Genomic DNA, 14247 nt, shown 5'->3' on the forward strand with positions numbered 1-14247 from the left:
GGACTAGCTTGACGCATGAGCTGGTTCCGCCGCGCAAAGCCCGCAAATCCATTCGCAGGAAACTGGACGTGTGCAGGTTGCGGCGAGGTCCATCAGGGAATGATGGACCTCGCAGCCCTCGCGCCGGACCCGTGGCCGCATGAGCGAATACAGGAACCGAACAGCGCCGTGCGGTTGGACGGCGATTTCCTGTCGGAAGACTTTTGCGTGATGGACAGCCGTTATTTCTTCGTCCGCGCCGTGCTGGAAATTCCGGTTCACGGACAGGCGGAGAAGTTCGGCTTCGGCTGCTGGTCCACGCTATCGCGCGACAATTTTGAGAAATATCTCGACGGCTTCGACAACGCCGATTTCGCTAACTGCGGTCCGTGGACCGGCTGGCTGTGTAACCAGCTTGGAACCTATATCGGCACCGACCCCGAGGGTGTCTACGTCTACCCCCAGCCAGACCGCCAGCGCCCCACGTTACGTGTTGCAAACCCGGACCACGGCCTGGCAATCGATCAGGAGCAGGGGATCAGTGTCGAACAGTTGACGGAGATACTGCGGTTTTATGGTCATGCTCCGACCGCGTGATTTGCGGTGCACGCACCAGCAGAATTCGAACTCAAAAGAAACAGGCGGCATCGAGATGCCGCCTGTCCCCAACCGACTCGCTTTCGGTTAGATTGCCCTAGAGGCCGATCACGGCCATCCGGGCAGTTTCATCGTTCTGCATCGCTTCTTCACGAGAGAAGAAGCAATCCTTCGACATAGCAATCGGCTTTCCGTGACTGTTGGCTAAATACCAACGCCACATCCAGCGACTGTCCATGTGAGCGAACCACTGAAACTTTTCCATGGGCCTACTCCTTACAGAGATGGGCCAAGCACGTCCGATCTTAGACTGCGCGTAATAGGATTGTTGATGAAGAGGTTTCCGTTCTGGTTTCAAGCGATTGTCGTCTCGCCCTGCGTTCCCGTACTTGGGCCTTGCCTTAAGCTGCATCCGTTAGTCAGTCGCGTACCTTCGTTCGGCGAAAGCTTTAGCTACCACTGTCGAATAGGCGCCTCCTATCACGTTATCGATCCGAGCGAGTCGGTCGGGAGACAAGCGTATCCGATTTGTTCGGGTGAACAAAGGGGAAACCAATCACAGTGCCGACACTGCTTCGCCTGCAGCGCCCGATCCTTCTGCTACCAGCCGCTCGGACTGGAATACCCTCCGAACCACAACGGCACCACCTATCCCCCAAACGTCAACCGACACCGGTTCCCCGGCGCGATCAGCAACTCGCACTGCCGCAGGATGTCCATCCCCAGCAGCACGTCGAAGCTGAAACTGTCGAGCAACTCGAACCCCACGACGTCTTCGAAAATATAGGGAAAGGTCGGCGGGTCATGGTCGGCGGCGCGACCGTCAAGGCCGATCCGGAAGATGTAGCGGTCGATGTGCTTCTCGCCGCCCACGGTCGAAATCAGACGCTTGCCGACGCTCTGTAACCCGAGTTTCTGCCCGATCTTTGCGGTCACACCCGTCGTCGTCGACCCGGTGTCGATCAGCGCACTGCCTGCAACGCCCTCAAACCGCGTTCCCGTCAGTGGCGGATAGACGATAACGGGGACGACTAGGCGGCTTCCGTCGTGCCGCCATTCAATCGTGCGCGACATGCGACCAGAAGCCGAGGTCGATCGGCTCGTCGGTCACTTCCTGGATCGAGAAGATCATGTCGGGATAGCGCGACACGCCCTCGCGATAGGCGTCCCCCGGCTTGTCGAAATAGGCGACGATGCCGCCACTGCGCATCAGCGCGAACTGGTCGCGATGCGCAGCCAGAATACCGCCGAGCGAGCGCGTAAACGCATCGTAATTGCGATCGACTTCGGCGCGCTGTTGATCATGGGCCATTAAATGCCTCCGCTGCCTTGTCGCGTAGATAGAATCGTTCGCGAGTCATTCGTCAAGTCGGAACGGCGCGCCTGACGTCTAGGGGCACCGCGACGAGAGCGGCAAGCTAATCCGCCCACAACCCGTCAATATCCCGCGCCCCGTGCACAAAGCGCACAATCTCCACCCGTGCGCTGCTCACGCGATACAGCACAAGATACCGCCCCACGACCAAACTCCGCGCCCCAGCGCCAATCTCCGGCCGCGCCATCCCGCGCATCGGAAAGTCGCGCAGGCTCAGCGCTGCCGCCGTCAGCCGCCGAACATGCCGCGCCGCCGCCTCGGCGTCGTCCTCCACGATCCAGTCGTAAATGGCATCGAGGTCGCGATCCGCGCTGGGCAGGATCGCAACGCGCATCAGGCGGCGTCCGGCCCGCCCCGCCGCCGTGCCTCGCCGCGTGCGATCACGCGATCGGCCCAGTCGTCCGGCGCATCGACCGCCGGACCGCTCGCCAGCCCTTCGTCCCACGCCGCGCGCAGCCGGGCGATCTCGCGCGCCTTGGCCGTCTCACGCTCCTCGTCGCGGCGGATCAGGTCGCGGACATAGTCGCTGGTGCTGCTGTACCGCCCCTCGGCCACGCGCGATTCCGCCCATCCTTTGAGCGTTTCCGGGATCGAGATGTTCATCTGCGCCATACGACCAGTATAGGGATTTGCGCTAATCTTGCCAAGCAGCGGCGCGTGCCCTGACGGATGCCCCCACGCCACACCCCACCCACAAACCTTCCAACAACCCCCGCCCCCCCTGTCCTACACGCGCGCAATCCGCTTCATCCTGTCGGATGACCCAGCACACCCCACCGCCCGTCCGCGCGCAATGGACCCCCGCCAAACAACGCGTCTTCCTCGCCGCGCTCGTCGAAACCGGCAGCATCGCCCGCGCCGCGCGTGCCGCCGGCATGTCGCGCTCCAGCGCGCATGCGCTGCGCCATCGTCTCGCCGGGACGCCCTTCGACCATGCGTGGAGCCGCGCGCTCAGGCTGCACGCCGCGCGGCTCGCCGATCCCTTCGCGCCCGATCCGCTGGCGCCGCGCAAACCCGCCCCTGACGCGAACCGTCCGGAACCCGTCGCGCCGGTGTCGCGCCCGTGACGCCTTCCGGTCGCCTCAGCGTCACGATGCGTTGTCAGCCCGTCGCGCACCCGTCGCGCTGGTGTCGCCCACCTGTCGCGCCGGTGTCGCGTCACCGTCGCCTCACAGGCGTTTCCCGGTCGCGAACCCGTCGCTTCGCCCGCAACCATGCCCATTCGCGTCAGCTTCGTCGGACGGCACCCGCTCGGAACCATCCACACACGATCCCGTTGCCCTCCCCATGAAAGCCATCCTCCCCGCCACGGCGCTCACCCTCGTCCTCGCCGCCTGCTCGCCCGCGGCGCCCGACTCCGACAACACGCTCGATGTCGCCAACGACACGATGATCGAACGGGGTGCGGGCGCGACGCCAACCCCGAACCCCGCCCCGACCGAGGGCCCGGCCATGGCGCCCGAGCCCGCCCCGCCCGCGCCTGCGGACGCAAAGACGCTGACCCTCGACGGCCTCGGTCCGCTCCGCATCGGTCAGCCGGTCACCGCCGCCAGCGGCTTTGCCCAGCGCGGCGCGCAGATTCCGGGCAGCGATTGCCGCACCGTCTCCTCGCCCGACTATCCCGGCGTCTATGCCATCGTTCAGGACAATGCCGTGCGCCGCATCACCGTGGGCAAGAGCTCGGACGTCAAGCTGATCGAGGGGATCGGCGTCGGCGCGACCGAGAAACAGGTCATGGCCGCGTTCGGCGGCTTCCGTTCGACCCCGCACAAATATGTCGAGGCGCCCGCCAAATATCTCACCGCCCCCAATGCCGACAGCGGCGACCCCGCGCTGCGTTTCGAGATCGGCCGCGACGGCAAGGTGACGATGATGCATGTCGGCACCATGCCGGTGCTGGGCTATGTCGAGGGCTGCGCGTAAGTGGGCGACTTACGCTGGGGGCGTGCGCCCCGCCCCGTCCACCGTCCCATCGTCGGCCGATTTAAGCGGGTGACACCCTTTGCCGCGGCTGATAGCCTTCCCGGCCCGGCTCCCGGACGAAAGGCGTTTTGTCGCAATGCTTTATTTCAGTGTCCTGGCCGCCATCTCCGCCTTCTACGCGCCCGCGCCCGCCCCGGTTCAGCAATTCGATCCGATCCGCTTCTTCGAAGGGCGCACCGAGGGCGTCGGCAAGCTCAAGATCGTGCTGCGCAAGGCGCATGACGTCCGCTTCCGTGGGCATGGCGCGATCCAGCCCGACGGGTCGATCATCTTCGATCAGGTGGTCGAGCGGGAGGGCGAGCGGACCGAGCGGCATCGCTGGCACATGCGCGCGGGGGCGGGGAACCGCTATACCGGCACCGTCAGCACCGCGCGCGGCCCGATCTCGGCGGAGCGCAACGGCGACGTGTTCCGTATGCGCTATGTCGACAAGGACGGGTTCGCGATCGACCAGTCCTTCACCGCGCATGGCGACGGCCGCACCGCGACCATCCGGCTCAAGGCGAAACGGATGGGCATGACCGTCGCGACGATGCAGCAGACGGTCCACAAGCTGGACTGACCGCGCCGCGTCTCGCGCCCATCCCACGGCCAGACGCCGCGCGCATGAGGAGGACGCGAAGATGTTCGTAGCGGCCTATTGGTGGAGGGTGCATCCCGGCAAGGAAGACCAGTTCCGTGCCGCCTGGCGCCGCGGGACCGCGCTGATCCGCGAACGCTATGGCAGCCTCGGCTCGCGGCTGCACCGCGACGATCAGGGCCGCTTCATCGGCGTCGCCGAATGGCCCGATCGCGCGACATGGCAGGCCGCGTTCGACGCAAAGATGGTGTATGACGAGCCGGAAACCCGCGCCGCCTTCGTCGATGCCATCGCCGAAGCCGCGTCGGATCCGCTGCTGCTCATGGAAGTGACCGACGATCTGCTCGATCGCCGGTCGGAAGCGGGGGCGGCTTAGCGGCTATTCTCCATCCGCGCATCGTCCGCGTCGTCGATCGCCTCGGCCTTGGCCTCGCCCGCATCCTCGACATTGTCCGCCTGTTGCTCCAGCGCGTCTTCCATCGTCTCGTTGGGCGCCATATCGGCCTGGTCCTCAAGATTGTCGGCCCGCGCCTCGGCGGCGGCCTCGACATTCTCCGCCGCCCGGTCGTCCGCATCGCCGCCGCAAGCGGCAAGCGCGAACAGTCCGGCACCGGCCAGCGCGGCTTTGAAATGGGTTCTCATGGCAAAATCCTCCTGTTGGTGGCGCCATCAATCGCCGGGAGGGGGCGGGGGTTCCATCGGCTGCGTCGAATGGAGTTGGTGCTATTCCGCCCAGGCGGCATCGTCGAGATGGAGTTCCGCCGCCGGACGCGGCCCCCAATCGTCGATCTTGGCCCGCCCCGCGATCCATAATTTCCGGTCCCGCGGCGCCCCCAGCAGGGCAAGGCCCAGCGGCGTATCGGCGGCGCGGAACGCCATCGCCTTGATACTGCGCCCGTCATCCCCCGCAACGATCGCGCGGACATGGCCATTGCCGACCACGTCGCACTTGATCATCCGCACCGGCCCTGCGGCAACCCGCGGCGCCGGCCAGCCCATGCCATAAGGGCCGCCCGCCTCCATCGCGTTGACCAGGTCGGGATTGACCCCCCCTGGCGCCAGCACCGCGTCGAGCAGCAGCGCGCGCTCGCCCGACGCCCGCTCCACCGCCTCGGCCAGCTTGGCGTCGAGAAAGGCGACGAACGCCGGGATCTGCTCCTCGGCGACGGTAACCCCCGCCGCCATGGCATGGCCGCCCCCTGCGATCAGCAGCCCCGCCTCCTTGGCGGCGATGATCGCCGCGCCCAGGTCGACGCCCGCGATCGACCGGCCCGATCCCTTGCCGATCCCGTCCTCGCCCACCGCGACCACGATCGCCGGACGACCCAGCTTTTCCTTCAGTCTGCCCGCGACGATGCCGATCACCCCGGGGTGCCAGCCCCGCGCCGCGAGCACCGCGACCGCGCCGTCGCAGTCCATCGTCTCGGCGGATTGCTGCACCTCCGCCTCGATCGCCCGGCGCTCCTCGTTGAGGCGGTTGAGCTCCTCCGCGATCGCCCGCGCCTCATCCGCATCCTCAGTGGTCAGCAGCCGCACCCCCAGGTCCGACTTTCCGACCCGCCCGCCCGCATTGATCCGCGGCCCCAGCGCAAAGCCCAGGTCGCTGCATGTCGGCGCCCGGGTCAACCGGCTCGCCTCGATCAGCGCGTTCATCCCGATGTTGCGCCGCTGGCCCATCACCTTCAGCCCCTGCGCCACGAACGCCCGATTGAGTCCCTTGAGCTGCGCGACATCGGCGACCGTGCCGAGCGCGACCAGATCGAGCAGGTCGAGCAGCCGCGGCTCCGCCCGCCCGGCGAAATAGCCCCGCCCACGCAGCACGCGGACCAGCGCCGCGCCGAGCAGCCAGGCAACGCCCACCGCGGCGAGATGCCCGTGCAGTCGCCCCTCATCCTCGTCGAGCCGGTTGGGGTTCACCAGCGCCAGCGCGACCGGAAGCTCGGACGCGCATTTATGGTGATCGACCACGATCACCTCCGCACCGACCGCCTTCGCATCGGCCAGCGCGTCATAGGCCATCGCGCCGCAATCAACGGTGACGATCAGGTCGGCGCCCTCACGCTTCAGCCGCACCAGCGCCTCGCCCGATGGGCCATATCCCTCCATCAGCCGGTCGGGGATATAGGCGCGCGGCACGAGGCCCAGGTCGCGCAGCAGGCGGACCAGCAGTGCCGCCGACGTCGCGCCATCGACGTCATAATCGCCGAACACCGTCACCGCCTCGCCGCGCTGGACGGCGTCGGCCAGGCGCTCGGCCGCCCTGTCCATGTCGCGGAAGATCGACGGATCGGGCATGAAGGCGCGGATGCTGGGGCTGCGATGCGCCTCCAGTTCCTCGCGCGGGCAGCCGCGGGTCAGCAGCAATTGCGTCACCAGATCGTCGGGCGCGAAGCCGGGGTCGCGCGCATCCGCCGCCAGTCCCCGCCAGCGCCACGCCTGGCCAAGGATCGAGCTGTGAACGTTGAGCACGGGAGTCATCGACGCGCCTTAGCGCGGATCGCAGGGCAGGGGAATCAATCCTCCAATATCTTGCTGTGCACCCGCGTGTCGCGCATCCGGAGGTACGTGATCAGCGAAATCCCGATCATCGCCGTGACATACCAGTAGAAGCCGCGCTCCATCCCCGCGTCCTTGAACCACAGCGCGACATAGGGCGCCGTCCCGCCAAAGATCGCGTTGGCCAGCGCGTAGGGGAGGGCAACGCCGAGCGTTCGGATATGCGCGGGAAACATCTCGGCCTTCACCACCGCATTGATCGAGGTGTAGCCGGTGACAATCACCAGCGCACCGGTCATGAGGAGAAAGGCGGAAAGGGGACTCTGTACGATTTCGAGCGCTGTGAAAATCGGCCAGGTGAAGATCACGCCCAGCACGCCGAAGCCGATCATCAGCGGCTTGCGCCCGATCCGGTCGGACAGCGCCCCAGCGAGCGGCTGAATACACATGAAGACGAACAGCGCCGCCGCGCTGATCTGGGTCGAAACCGGCTTGGTGAATGCGCCGGTCGCGCTCAGGAAAGTCAGCAGATAGACCGAATAGGCATAGAAAGCGAGCGTACCCCCGGCGGTCAGCAGCATCACCAGCGCCGCCTCGCGCGGGTGGCGCAGGAACAGCGCACCGAAGCTCGAGCGGTGCTCGGCGCCAGTCTCGCGGTTCGCGAAGCTCTGCGTTTCGGGCAGGTTGCGGCGCAGCCAGAACACCCCGATCGCCAGCGCGCCACCGATGAAGAAGGGGATCCGCCAGCCCCATTCGCCAAGCGCCGTCTCGCTCATCGTCGATTGCAACAGCAGCAGAACCGCGAGCGCGATCAGATGGCCCGAGATCAGCGTCACATATTGAAAGCTGGAGAAAAAGCCGCGCCGCTGCTTGCCCGCCATTTCGGACAGGTAGGTGGCACTGGCGCCATATTCGCCGCCGACCGACAGCCCCTGCATCAGCCGCGCGACCACCAGCGCCACGGTCGCCCAGGCGCCGATCGCGTCATAGCCTGGCGTTACCGCGATCAGCATCGATCCGCCGCACATCAGCGTTACCGACAGCGTAAGCCCCGCCTTGCGCCCGCGCCGGTCGCCATAGATGCCCATCAGCCACGCGCCGATCGGCCGCATGAAGAAGCCGACGGCAAAGATCGCCCAGACATTCAGCGTCTGTGCAACCGGGTCCCCCTTGGGAAAGAAGTGCGGCGCGAGATAGAAGCTGAAGGCGGCATAGGCATACCAGTCATACCATTCGACCAGATTGCCCGCCGATCCCCCCAGGATCGATTTCAGGCGGCCTGCGGGGGGAGCGTCGCGCGTCACGCGCCAAGCTATAGGGTGGTGCGGCGCGGCTTGGCAATCGGCGGCGTCAGCGGCGGGCGCGCAGCCCGATCCGACGCAGGCAGAAGTCACCAAGCACAAGGATCGGGCTGGCCCAGCGCCACAACGGCGAACGTGCGTCGTTGGCGCGCGCGGCGGGATCGGAGAGCCAGCGTTGCAGTTCGCCGATCCGATATCGCAGGCTTGATGAAACCCGAAAGGAATCGAAGCGCTGGACAAAGCCTGGCGCCGCCGTCGCACCCTTCGTCGCCGCTTGCTCTGCGCGCTTCAATTCGCGCAGCGCCCGCCCCACAAGCCGCCGACTGCGTCCGGTGATGCTGTGCGTGCCGTTTCGGGAAGGGGCCGGTGTCGCGAACAGCCCTTCGATCAGCAGCAGCGCGCTCTCGACGATATCCTGCACCCCTGCCGCTGCCCCGCGCGCCCGCGCGGCATCGATGATCTCTGCCTCCGTTCGCGCGACCAGCGCCGCCAGATCGGCAAGCCATTTCAGACGGTGCCAGCTGGTGCGCGCGCCATGGACGGCAAGATAGACGATCAGTTCCGGCCGGGCGAGCGTCGGCAGCGCGGCGCCGGGGCTGATCGGCACCACCTCGCGCGGCGATTCAAGTCCGATGCCGGGCAACAGATCGGGCGTGTCGAACAGGCGCGTGTGCAGTTCCGCCAGCGTCCCGTCGCGCGTGTGGCGCCACGCGCTGTCCTTGAACAGGCGGTCCCACAATGCGGGATCAGACCCGGCCGTTGCATCGGCGGGGGCATAGCCAAGGTCGCGCAGGATCGCGCAGCATGTTTCGATGCGTTCGGGGGGCACCAGCAGGTCCAGGTCGCGCGCCGATTTCGCGGCGATGTCGCCATAGGCAAGCACGGCCAGCGTCGGCCCCTTGAACGTCAGCCAGTCGATTCCGGCGGCTTCGAATGCGGCGCCGATCCGGATTGCCTGCGCCGCCTGACTCATCGTCCGGATCGCCGATATGCGCGCCTCGTTCGCGACGCGCGCCCGGATCGGACGGGGCGCATCGACGCGCTGCAACGCATCGACCAGCATGGGCATGACGCGATGATATCTGCCGCCCGCCAGCACCGCGTTCCAATCGCTCAACGCCACTGCGGCGGCGTCCAGCGCCGCGCCGCGACTCTCGTCACCGGGGGGGCGGCACGCAGCGATGACAAAGCGAGTCGCTCCGCTCAATTCGCGGACCATTGTTCTGTCGATGTCGGCGGCCATGCGACCCCTTACCGGTCTTTCGGGCGGTCAGTACAGACCCGGCACCTCGCGCTGGGGCGTGGTCGGTCGTTCCGGCCGTACCAGCTCCAGGCGGTCGCGGCTAATCGCTACCCGTTCATTTTGCGGCCCCGGGCCATTGGCGCTCGCGGCCGATCCGGCAACCGCGCTGATCGGGGTGCAGGCCCTACCGGCGAGAAAATCGAGCGCCGCGCGGGTCGATGCCTCGGCCGGATCTCCCATCGGTCGACTGATGTCATCGGCCGCCTGACAGGTTGCGCCCATAAAATCGGCGAGTCCGGTATAATAGGCGCCCTGATGCGCGCTGTTCTCGGTCGCGAAGGCGACGACGCGGAGCCGGTCGTCGCAGGCCGCCCGGTCGATCGCGATCTGCCCCACCGGCTTGCCATAGGTGTTGGTGCCGATCAGCGCGGAGCGGTTGCCGAGATAGGGGATGAAGGTGTTCATCACCAGCTCGCTCGCCGATGCGCTGCCGCCGGTGCCGATGAACGCGATGCGCGTTGGAGCGATCGACTGGGACTGGGCAGCGAAATAGGTGGTTTCGTTGTTCGACGACTTGCTGGAGCGGAACGTCGTATAATTCGCGACCTGCGACCCCGTCTTGTCGCGCGCGAGCAGGTTGTTGACCAGTTCGGCGATCGAAACCAGCCCGCCGCCATTGTAGCGCAGGTCGATGATGACCTCAGTGATCCCCTGCGCCCGGAAATCGGCAAAGGCGCTTCGGAGCGGCGATTCGGCCGGGTTGATGAAGGTCCGCAGGTTGACATAGCCCACCTTGCGCCCGCCATCGTCGATGACCTTGGCGCCGTAGCGCGACGAAACGGGGGTCAGCTCATATTCCGCCTTGGCGATGGTCACGGTACTGACCGTGCCCCCGGTACTGCGGAAGCGCAGCGCCCGGCTCAATCCGACGGTGCTCTCGCCCAGCGCGGCGTTGATTCCGGCCGATCCTTCGGTGGCAACGATGTCGCTGACATCGCGCAGCGTCGACGTACTGGTACCGATCGCCAGGATCTCGGTCCCGCGGTCGATCCCCGCCGCCAGTGCGGGCGCGCCTTCAAACGCTTCGCTGATGAACAGCCGACCCGCCGAATCGAGGGCGAGGCGGATGCCGAACCCGGCGCTGGATCCGGAGGAATAATAGGCATTCTCCTCCGCGATCGAGGTGATGTAGGTGAAGTACCGGTCCTTGCTCTGCGACCGCGCAGTGGCGGTGAGCGCGTCGATATAGTCTTGAACGCTCGCATAGGGTGTCGGACTAAGGCTGGCGGGAAGCGTCTCGGGGAACAGATACCATTCGTTGAGGACGCTCGCCGCCCAGGTCTGGCGCGCGTTGAGCGAACAGGTGCCCGATGGCGTGGGGGTTGGCGCCGACCCGGTCCCGCCCCCGCCCGAACTGATCGATCCACTGCCGCCACCGCAGGCGGACAGCAGGGCAAGGGTGGCGACCATCGCCGTCAGGCGGCGCGACGTGGGGGCGAATTTGGACATGGCGGGGTAAGCCTATCCCATGCACGCGCGCCCGTCATCCGTAAACTATGAAATATTTACAGCGTGTTAGAGGGCCAGCCCGATCGTTGCCGAGGCGGTGTATCCTGCCGCGATGCTTCCGCCCATCACCGGAGTCTGTTGGGCGATCTGCGCGGCGCTGTTGTCGCCGAAAATGCCGTCGCTCGCGACGCTGGTCCGTGCGTAGCTGGATACGCTCGTCGCATAGGCGGACGCGCCGTTATAGATTGTCGAGCATTCCGCTGCGGGCATGGCGAGCTGGCCGATCAATCGCGCATAATTGCCGCTCGTCGCGCTGGCGAGGCTGGAAAACACCTCGAAATGAATGTGCGGGTAGCGGCCCGAATAGCAGCCGGGAAAGATGGTGGTGAATGTCACCTGGCCATTGGCGTCGGTCACGCCGACGCCGCGAAGCCAACTTTCAGCGGGTACGTCGTAGAGTGAATAGCGCCCCGCCGCGTCGCAATGCCAGATATAGATCGCATAGCCCGCCAGCGGCGCGCAGGCGGCGTTGACGTTGACCACCGTCAGCGTGAGCGTCATCGCAGCCCCCTCTGCAACGGCGGTGGATCCGACGAAGCTCGATCGAATGTCGCTGCGCACCACGCCGGTCGTGGTCAGCACATTCGAAGTCGGGCCGCTCGAACTGTTGGTGCCGTCGGCGGGATAGGGGCCGTTGGTCTCGCTCGGGTCGGCGACGCAACTGCCCGATCCGGTGGGGGTCGGCGTCGGTGTCGCAGTGGCCGAGCTGGAGGGCGTCGGCGTTGGCGTGCTTACGGTACCGCTGCCCGATACGGCCGATCCCGCGCTGTCGCACGCGCCGATCAGCGCAGTGCTCCCGGCTCCGGCGAACCAGCGCAGCGCGCGACGACGACTGGCCAGCATCGATATTAGACGCAGGTCATGACCTAGGCCCAGGTCATGATCGTGCCGTGCTTCGTTCATTCTCGGGACTCCGGATCGTTGGGTCCCATGGCTCTGACGACTCAGCGTCGCGGATATATGACGATGGGTTGCGGGCACGTTTCCGCGCGTTTCAATCCTGCGGAAGCCGGATCGTCACGCGCCCGCCGCCCGGGTGATTGCCCAAGGCGATCTCGCCGCCATGTGCCTGCGCGATCGAACGGGCGATGGCGAGGCCCAGGCCGGTACCCCCGGTCGCGCGGTTGCGCGACGGGTCGCCGCGGACAAAGGGCGTGAACAGGCTGGCTGCCTTTGCCGGGTCGAAACCCGGACCCGAATCATCGATGTGCAGTTCGACCGACCCAGCTTCGATGGTCCAGCCGATCGTGGCGCCATTGCCATAGCGGACGGCGTTCTCGACCAGGTTGGTCAGCATCCGCCGCAGCGCGGCGGGGTCGCCGCGTACCACGGCGCGCGGGCCGCCTGCGGTCTCGACCGGCGCACCGGTCGCCGCCATGTCCTCCGCCAGCGCCTCCACCAGGCTGCCGATCTCGACCTTGACCCGTGCCTCGCCGATCCGCTCGTCGCGCGCGAAGCGGAGCGCCGCCTGAAGCATTGCGCGCATTTCGTCGATATCGGCGGAGGCCCGCTCGCGCGCTGGATCGGGCAACTGCTCGACCCAAAAGGCGATCCGCGCGAGCGGTGTGCCCAGATCATGGGCGATCGCGGCCAGCATCGCCGTCCGCCCTTCGACCCCCTCCGCCAGGCGGTCCTGCATCGCCGCAAGCGAGACGGCGAGCGCATCCACTTCGCGCGGGCCGCCGCGTGGAATGTCGACCGGCATCCCGAGGCGGCTACGCGCTGCGGCCTCGCCCAGTCTGCGGATCGGCCGCGAGATCGCTCCGGCAAGCGCCCATCCCAGTCCGCCCAGCACCAGCACCGCAGCGGCCATCGCGACCAGCGTCGCCTTGTGCCAGCGGGTAAACAGGGCGGGGGAGGGCGTCCGCACGATGCGCCAGCCGTCTGCCGTCCGATAGGTGGCGACAAAGGGGCCGTGGAGTTCGTCCGCCCTGCGCTGCGATTTCATCGCCCATAGGCGGACGCGCGATTCGGGAACCTTCATGGCCTTGGCGAGCGCCGCGCGACCGGCGGGGACCTCATGGTTGCGGGGCAGGTTCAGCGGGGCTTCGCGCTGTTGGCGCAGCTCCAGCGGAAGCCCGCTCTCCGGCAGCGGTCCTCCGCGCAGCGCCCGCGCGATCTGAGCCACCGATACCGGTCCGCTCTGCGGCGGCGGCCCGCGAAAGGTGACGACGAACATCACCAGCGTCGCGACGATCACCGAGAGGATCATCAGCAGAAAGATCGGCGCCGCGATCGACAGGCGCTTGCCCGATATCATCAGCGCCGCACGACTTCGGCGTTGAACAGATAGCCCTCGTTGCGGATCGTGCGGATCATATCCTCCTCGCCGGGGCGGGCGAGCTTCTTGCGCAGCCGACTCATCTGCACGTCGATCGCGCGGTCGAAATGTTCGGCATTCACCCCGCGCGACAGATCGAGCAGCTGATCGCGCGTCAGCACGCGCCGGGGATGCTCAGCCAGCGCGAGCAGCAGGCGGAATTCGCCGTCGGAAAGGTTGATGACGACGTCGTCGGGATCGTGGAGCTGGCGCCCGACCGGATCGAGCCGCCAGCCGCCAAAGCGCAACATCTGGCGGTCTGGCGCGGCAACCCCTGTGGGTCCCCCGCGTGCGCGGCGCAGCACCGAACGGATTCGGGCGAGCAGTTCGCGCGGATTGGCGGGTTTGGGCAGATAATCGTCGGCGCCCATTTCCAGTCCGACGATGCGATCGACATCCTCGCCGATTGCCGAGTGCAGGATAATCGGCGGCGCCGTGGCCGGATCGAGCGCGCGCAATAGCGTCAGTCCATCCTCCCCCGGCATCATCACATCCAGCACGACGAGATCATAGCGATGCTGGTCGAGCGCGGCGCGCATCGCCGCGCCGCCCTCCGCCAGATCGACGACATAGCCGTGCCCGACCAGGAACGCGGCCATCAGCTCGCGGATTCCGGGGTCGTCATCGACGATCAAGAGGCGGGTTTCCAGGTCCAAATGGGTGGCCGTCTGCATGTCCGCGGGGGGTGGGCGTCCAGCGTATCCGCCGCGTTTCACGGCTGCAATCCGGTGTAATGCGCGCGCGCTGTGGCGCAGGTGCAACAGGTGCGTCGCGCGGAGCGTCGAATCTGTACGGCCTCAGCTT

18 protein-coding genes are annotated in these 14247 nt (G+C 66.8%); 5 read left to right on the plus strand and 13 right to left on the minus strand.

The window, feature by feature from the left end; genetic code table 11:
- Positions 1-15 precede the first annotated feature (15 nt).
- Positions 16-576 carry a DUF2199 domain-containing protein gene (locus tag FPZ54_RS16470; RefSeq protein WP_145848918.1) on the plus strand — a complete coding sequence of 187 codons (561 nt, stop codon included), beginning with the start codon at positions 16-18 and terminating at the stop codon, positions 574-576.
- A gap of 97 nt (positions 577-673) precedes the next feature.
- Here FPZ54_RS16470 and FPZ54_RS19965 read toward each other — a convergent pair whose 3' ends face one another.
- The 5 genes from FPZ54_RS19965 to FPZ54_RS16490 all read right to left on the minus strand — a co-directional run bounded on the left by FPZ54_RS19965 (position 674) and on the right by FPZ54_RS16490 (position 2554).
- Positions 674-841 carry a hypothetical protein gene (locus FPZ54_RS19965; RefSeq protein ID WP_186456802.1) on the minus strand — a complete coding sequence of 56 codons (168 nt, stop codon included), beginning with the start codon at positions 839-841 and terminating at the stop codon, positions 674-676.
- A 383-nt stretch (positions 842-1224) separates the two neighbouring features.
- Positions 1225-1650 (minus strand): aspartyl protease family protein, encoded by a 426-nt coding sequence (locus tag FPZ54_RS16475; protein WP_145848919.1) that lies wholly within the window; start codon positions 1648-1650, stop codon positions 1225-1227.
- Positions 1634-1888, minus strand: a complete 255-nt coding sequence (locus FPZ54_RS16480) for a hypothetical protein (protein ID WP_145848920.1) — start codon at positions 1886-1888, stop codon at positions 1634-1636. The genes FPZ54_RS16475 and FPZ54_RS16480 overlap by 17 nt, the downstream gene beginning before the upstream one ends.
- A gap of 106 nt (positions 1889-1994) precedes the next feature.
- Positions 1995-2285 carry a type II toxin-antitoxin system RelE/ParE family toxin gene (locus FPZ54_RS16485; RefSeq protein WP_145848921.1) on the minus strand — a complete coding sequence of 97 codons (291 nt, stop codon included), beginning with the start codon at positions 2283-2285 and terminating at the stop codon, positions 1995-1997.
- The gene (locus tag FPZ54_RS16490; protein WP_338419526.1) at positions 2285-2554 is read right to left on the minus strand and encodes a type II toxin-antitoxin system ParD family antitoxin; all 270 of its coding nucleotides are present in this window, start codon (positions 2552-2554) and stop codon (positions 2285-2287) included. The genes FPZ54_RS16485 and FPZ54_RS16490 overlap by 1 nt, the downstream gene beginning before the upstream one ends.
- Before the next feature lie 155 nt (positions 2555-2709).
- Between FPZ54_RS16490 and FPZ54_RS16495 the strand changes: the two genes are divergently transcribed.
- From FPZ54_RS16495 to FPZ54_RS16510, 4 genes are all read left to right on the plus strand, one after another.
- A complete protein-coding gene (locus FPZ54_RS16495; RefSeq protein ID WP_145848923.1) occupies positions 2710-3018 on the plus strand; it encodes a LysR family transcriptional regulator in 309 nt (102 codons plus the stop codon).
- Between the two features lie 220 nt (positions 3019-3238).
- On the plus strand, positions 3239-3874 hold the full coding sequence (locus FPZ54_RS16500) for a hypothetical protein (RefSeq protein WP_145848924.1): 636 nt from the start codon (positions 3239-3241) through the stop codon (positions 3872-3874).
- Positions 3875-4010: 136 nt separating this feature from the next.
- Positions 4011-4496: a DUF3833 domain-containing protein gene (locus tag FPZ54_RS16505; RefSeq protein ID WP_145848925.1), complete on the plus strand. Its 486-nt coding sequence runs from the start codon at positions 4011-4013 to the stop codon at positions 4494-4496.
- Positions 4497-4557: 61 nt separating this feature from the next.
- The gene (locus FPZ54_RS16510; protein WP_145848926.1) at positions 4558-4890 is read left to right on the plus strand and encodes an antibiotic biosynthesis monooxygenase family protein; all 333 of its coding nucleotides are present in this window, start codon (positions 4558-4560) and stop codon (positions 4888-4890) included.
- On the opposite strand, the gene FPZ54_RS16515 is transcribed toward FPZ54_RS16510, so the two are convergent.
- From FPZ54_RS16515 to FPZ54_RS16550, 8 genes are all read right to left on the minus strand, one after another.
- Positions 4887-5156: a hypothetical protein gene (locus FPZ54_RS16515; RefSeq protein ID WP_145848927.1), complete on the minus strand. Its 270-nt coding sequence runs from the start codon at positions 5154-5156 to the stop codon at positions 4887-4889. The two genes, FPZ54_RS16510 and FPZ54_RS16515, sit on opposite strands and share 4 nt — an antisense overlap.
- A gap of 81 nt (positions 5157-5237) precedes the next feature.
- Positions 5238-6992, minus strand: coding sequence for a single-stranded-DNA-specific exonuclease RecJ (recJ, locus tag FPZ54_RS16520; protein WP_145848928.1), 1755 nt, complete (start codon positions 6990-6992; stop codon positions 5238-5240).
- A 35-nt stretch (positions 6993-7027) separates the two neighbouring features.
- The gene (locus FPZ54_RS16525; protein WP_239019610.1) at positions 7028-8314 is read right to left on the minus strand and encodes an MFS transporter; all 1287 of its coding nucleotides are present in this window, start codon (positions 8312-8314) and stop codon (positions 7028-7030) included.
- A 46-nt stretch (positions 8315-8360) separates the two neighbouring features.
- A complete protein-coding gene (locus tag FPZ54_RS16530; protein ID WP_145848929.1) occupies positions 8361-9554 on the minus strand; it encodes a nucleotidyltransferase domain-containing protein in 1194 nt (397 codons plus the stop codon).
- Between the two features lie 27 nt (positions 9555-9581).
- Complete coding sequence (locus tag FPZ54_RS16535; RefSeq protein ID WP_239019611.1) at positions 9582-11063, minus strand: S41 family peptidase; 1482 nt, start codon at positions 11061-11063, stop codon at positions 9582-9584.
- 66 nt (positions 11064-11129) lie between these two features.
- Positions 11130-12026, minus strand: coding sequence for an intradiol ring-cleavage dioxygenase (locus FPZ54_RS16540; RefSeq protein ID WP_145848930.1), 897 nt, complete (start codon positions 12024-12026; stop codon positions 11130-11132).
- Positions 12027-12117: 91 nt separating this feature from the next.
- Positions 12118-13383, minus strand: coding sequence for a sensor histidine kinase (locus tag FPZ54_RS16545; protein ID WP_239019612.1), 1266 nt, complete (start codon positions 13381-13383; stop codon positions 12118-12120).
- Complete coding sequence (locus tag FPZ54_RS16550; RefSeq protein WP_145848931.1) at positions 13383-14117, minus strand: response regulator; 735 nt, start codon at positions 14115-14117, stop codon at positions 13383-13385. Before FPZ54_RS16550 ends, FPZ54_RS16545 begins: the two co-directional genes overlap by 1 nt.
- Positions 14118-14247: the final 130 nt, after the last annotated feature.

Source organism: Sphingomonas suaedae (assembly GCF_007833215.1).
Lineage (GTDB): Bacteria > Pseudomonadota > Alphaproteobacteria > Sphingomonadales > Sphingomonadaceae > Sphingomonas > Sphingomonas suaedae.

Excerpts from the sequence above, each read along its gene's own strand:
- FPZ54_RS16535 (WP_239019611.1), bottom strand. The coding sequence starts at position 11,063 with ATGTCCAAATTCGCCCCCACGTCGCGCCGCCTGACGGCGATGGTCGCC.
- FPZ54_RS16490 (WP_338419526.1), bottom strand. The coding sequence starts at position 2,554 with ATGAACATCTCGATCCCGGAAACGCTCAAAGGATGGGCGGAATCGCGC.
- FPZ54_RS16505 (WP_145848925.1), top strand. The coding sequence starts at position 4,011 with ATGCTTTATTTCAGTGTCCTGGCCGCCATCTCCGCCTTCTACGCGCCC.
- FPZ54_RS16500 (WP_145848924.1), top strand. The coding sequence starts at position 3,239 with ATGAAAGCCATCCTCCCCGCCACGGCGCTCACCCTCGTCCTCGCCGCC.
- FPZ54_RS16475 (WP_145848919.1), bottom strand. The coding sequence starts at position 1,650 with ATGTCGCGCACGATTGAATGGCGGCACGACGGAAGCCGCCTAGTCGTC.
- recJ (WP_145848928.1), bottom strand. The coding sequence starts at position 6,992 with ATGACTCCCGTGCTCAACGTTCACAGCTCGATCCTTGGCCAGGCGTGG.
- FPZ54_RS16470 (WP_145848918.1), top strand. The coding sequence starts at position 16 with ATGAGCTGGTTCCGCCGCGCAAAGCCCGCAAATCCATTCGCAGGAAAC.
- FPZ54_RS16495 (WP_145848923.1), top strand. The coding sequence starts at position 2,710 with ATGACCCAGCACACCCCACCGCCCGTCCGCGCGCAATGGACCCCCGCC.
- FPZ54_RS19965 (WP_186456802.1), bottom strand. The coding sequence starts at position 841 with ATGGAAAAGTTTCAGTGGTTCGCTCACATGGACAGTCGCTGGATGTGG.
- FPZ54_RS16530 (WP_145848929.1), bottom strand. The coding sequence starts at position 9,554 with ATGGCCGCCGACATCGACAGAACAATGGTCCGCGAATTGAGCGGAGCG.
- FPZ54_RS16480 (WP_145848920.1), bottom strand. The coding sequence starts at position 1,888 with ATGGCCCATGATCAACAGCGCGCCGAAGTCGATCGCAATTACGATGCG.
- FPZ54_RS16510 (WP_145848926.1), top strand. The coding sequence starts at position 4,558 with ATGTTCGTAGCGGCCTATTGGTGGAGGGTGCATCCCGGCAAGGAAGAC.
- FPZ54_RS16540 (WP_145848930.1), bottom strand. The coding sequence starts at position 12,026 with ATGAACGAAGCACGGCACGATCATGACCTGGGCCTAGGTCATGACCTG.
- FPZ54_RS16545 (WP_239019612.1), bottom strand. The coding sequence starts at position 13,383 with ATGATATCGGGCAAGCGCCTGTCGATCGCGGCGCCGATCTTTCTGCTG.
- FPZ54_RS16515 (WP_145848927.1), bottom strand. The coding sequence starts at position 5,156 with ATGAGAACCCATTTCAAAGCCGCGCTGGCCGGTGCCGGACTGTTCGCG.
- FPZ54_RS16550 (WP_145848931.1), bottom strand. The coding sequence starts at position 14,117 with ATGCAGACGGCCACCCATTTGGACCTGGAAACCCGCCTCTTGATCGTC.
- FPZ54_RS16485 (WP_145848921.1), bottom strand. The coding sequence starts at position 2,285 with ATGCGCGTTGCGATCCTGCCCAGCGCGGATCGCGACCTCGATGCCATT.